This is a genomic window from Collimonas sp. (assembly GCF_044339385.1).
Taxonomy (GTDB): domain Bacteria; phylum Pseudomonadota; class Gammaproteobacteria; order Burkholderiales; family Burkholderiaceae_D; genus Collimonas.
In genome coordinates, this window is the sequence record NZ_JBIIVN010000223.1 from 1 (window position 1) to 2,947 (window position 2,947).

A 2,947-nucleotide genomic window follows, 5' to 3' on the forward strand; every position below is an offset into this window, starting at 1 on the left:
CAGCATTCGACGCTTGGCTATCGTTCACCCTGCCAGTATTTAGATGACTGGCTCACTGAGCAACATCAGGAAAAACAGGCGGCATAAAAGCCACCTGTTGGAAGACGAAAAATCGAGGGAAGCTCAAGGATTGAACTCCAAAATTGCAACTATACAAAAACGCGCCTGCGGATTCAGAAACCGTGACAACTTCAAGATCGCCGTCTACTTCCACTGTGGCGGACTTGACCTGTATCCGGTTTCAATGACCCACAGAAAAGTCGGATGAATCACTTAATTATTAACAGGCTCTAATTTTTTGCGCCCGAACTTGGCGATAGCAACCATCGATAGGGCAATGACAAAAAATCCGATCAGCAGCATGAACGCATTTAGCATCACTCGCGCGTAGCCAAGGTTCGTCACATTGAGGAAAGGATAGGGATAAAATCCCGACGCGCTTCCTCTGGCCATAGCCACAATAAAGTATCCGAGTGGATAAATCATCCAGAGCAGGCTATGCCTCGCCTGCAAGCCGTCCTTTGCCACATAAAGCAGCCAGTAAAGCGTAAATAAAAGCGGCACTGCCGAATGCAAGCCTTCATCGGCCAGCCGGTGCAGCCCGGTGAACGGGGCATGGTTGCGCAACAGGATGTTGTAACCCAGGCCAACAATGATGGTATAAAACGCCAGCGCCGTCAGCCCCCCGGGGGGGCGCGCCAAAAACCGGGCGACTGCTGAGCCGGGAATCAGCAGCACGACCGTACTGCAAACAGCGATCAGGATATTGGTCAGGATCGTCAAATAACCGAACATGCGCCAGACCGCCTCGACGTATGTCATGCCTTGCGAGAGCAGCAACGGGATCGAGATCGAGAACTGCGCAATCAGCGCAAACCAGCAAACAGCGGCGATCAATGCCAGCAATAGCTGGGGGGCGATGGGAGAAGTCCTGTTCATGGTCAGATTGCGTAATCTAAAAAAGATCGGGGCACAACGTCGTGAAGTCAGGCGTTACACAATGCGTTGACCGGCGCTCAGCATTCGCTCGACATAGCGCGCAATCAGATCAACTTCCAGATTGACTTGCTTGCCGGCTTGCAGATGCTTCAATGCGGTCACTTCAATCGTGTGCGGAATCAGATTGATCGAAAAAAGGCAACCATCGGCGACGTCCTCAACACGATTGACCGTCAACGAAACACCGTTGACAACGATCGACCCTTTATACGCGAAGTATTTGGCCAGATCGCGCGATGCCTTGATTACCAGCTCCCAGGATTCGCCGACTGGTTCAAATTTCTGCACTTGCCCCAAGCCATCAACGTGCCCTGAAACCAGGTGGCCGCCAAGGCGGTCTGCCAGCGTCAACGCTTTTTCCAGATTGATTTCGCCGATGGCATCGAGGCCGACGGTGCGGTTCAGGCTTTCACGCGAGACATCGACTTCAAAACTGCCGGAAGTCTTTTCAACTACGGTCATGCAAGCGCCGTTCAATGAAATCGAATCGCCCAGCGCGACATCTGCGAGCGGCAAGCCACCGGCATCGACGACTAGCCGGACGCCAACATCAACCCCTTCACCAAGTGGTTTAACGGAAGTAATTTTCCCAATCGCGGCGACAATACCTGTAAACATGATAGAAATATAAAAAATTAATGGAATCGTGCAAGGATACGCAAATCCTCGCCTACCTGCTTGATCTCGTGGAATTTCAGCGAAAATTTGTCTTGCGGCGTTGTCAGCGCCGGTAGATCGAACATGCTGCGTCCGTCGCCCAATATCGCCGGTGCCAGATAGATCAACAATTCGTCGACGCACCCCGCACTGATGAGCGAGGCATTCAGCTTGGAACCGGCTTCGACATGCAGTTCGTTGATCTGGCGCCTGCCCAGCTCAGTGATCACTTGCGGCAGATCAACCTTGCCGCCAGAATTCGGCGACACCACCACTTCAGCCCCCCTTTGTGCCAGCTGTGCCTGCTTGTGCATATCAATGACTGCAGAAAAGATCAGATTACCGCCCCCTGCCAGGACCTTTGCGTCCGGATTGATACTTAATTTACTATCAACAATCACCCGCAGCGGCTGACGCACCAAAGGCATCGTGCGCACCGAACGCACCGTCAGTTGGGGATTATCCTCCCTGACCGTGCCTATACCGGTCAGAATGGCAGCGGCGCGGGCGCGCCACATGTGGCCATCATCACGTGCCGCTTGCGAGGTAATCCATTGGCTCTGGCCATTATGCAGCGCGGTCTTGCCATCGAGACTGGCAGCCACTTTCAGGCGCACCCATGGCTTGCCGGACTGCATACGGGTAAAAAAACCAATATTCAGTTCGCGCGCCAGCACTTCCAACACGCCCGACTCGACAGTGATGCCCGCTGCTTGCAAACGCGCCATACCTTGTCCGGCGACCAGCGGATTGGGATCGACCGTCGCCACCACTACCTTGGCTACGCCGGCACGCACCAGAGCATCGGCACATGGCGGGGTGTGGCCGAAATGACTGCACGGCTCCAGCGTGACGTAGACAGTGGCACCGCGTATGTCATGGCCTTTGGCCGTGGCATCTGCGATAGCCTCGATCTCGGCATGGTTGCCACCCGGCGGTTGGGTGAATCCTTCACCAATAACCTGCCCATCCTTGACGATGACGCAGCCAACGGCGGGATTAGGCGCACAGGAGAACAGACCGTTTTCAGCAAGCCGCAACGCTTGCGACATCAGCATTTCAACCTCGGTCATGGGATAAGCGTGAAATTCATAGAGGAGCAATCAGAAAGGTAACATGCTGTGATTGTACAAAATATGACGGCGCAGACGCTAACGAAAGCATCATGGGGTGTTGGCGCTAATTGAATCTTGACCCAGCCTGCTGATCGAAATGTGACCCAGGGCTGGTCGCTGCGTTTTGAGTTAGCAGCTGTGGATAAGTCTATCAAACAGTTGGTGTTGAAGCACTC

Annotated in this window: 3 protein-coding genes; all 3 read right to left on the reverse strand. The window is 53.9% G+C overall.

Annotated elements, in window-relative coordinates:
- Positions 1-273: 273 nt before the first annotated feature.
- The gene (locus ACIQ0R_RS12125; RefSeq protein WP_395827788.1) at positions 274-840 is read right to left on the reverse strand and encodes a Pr6Pr family membrane protein; all 567 of its coding nucleotides are present in this window, start codon (positions 838-840) and stop codon (positions 274-276) included.
- A gap of 153 nt (positions 841-993) precedes the next feature.
- Positions 994-1,617, reverse strand: a complete 624-nt coding sequence (locus tag ACIQ0R_RS12130; RefSeq protein WP_395827791.1) for a riboflavin synthase — start codon at positions 1,615-1,617, stop codon at positions 994-996.
- A 17-nt stretch (positions 1,618-1,634) separates the two neighbouring features.
- Positions 1,635-2,729, reverse strand: coding sequence for a bifunctional diaminohydroxyphosphoribosylaminopyrimidine deaminase/5-amino-6-(5-phosphoribosylamino)uracil reductase RibD (ribD, locus tag ACIQ0R_RS12135; protein WP_395827794.1), 1,095 nt, complete (start codon positions 2,727-2,729; stop codon positions 1,635-1,637).
- Positions 2,730-2,947 lie beyond the last annotated feature (218 nt).

Bases quoted from the DNA above. Each gene is read 5' to 3' on its own strand.
- ACIQ0R_RS12130 (WP_395827791.1), bottom strand. From the start codon at position 1,617: ATGTTTACAGGTATTGTCGCCGCGATTGGGAAAATTACTTCCGTTAAA.
- ribD (WP_395827794.1), bottom strand. From the start codon at position 2,729: ATGACCGAGGTTGAAATGCTGATGTCGCAAGCGTTGCGGCTTGCTGAA.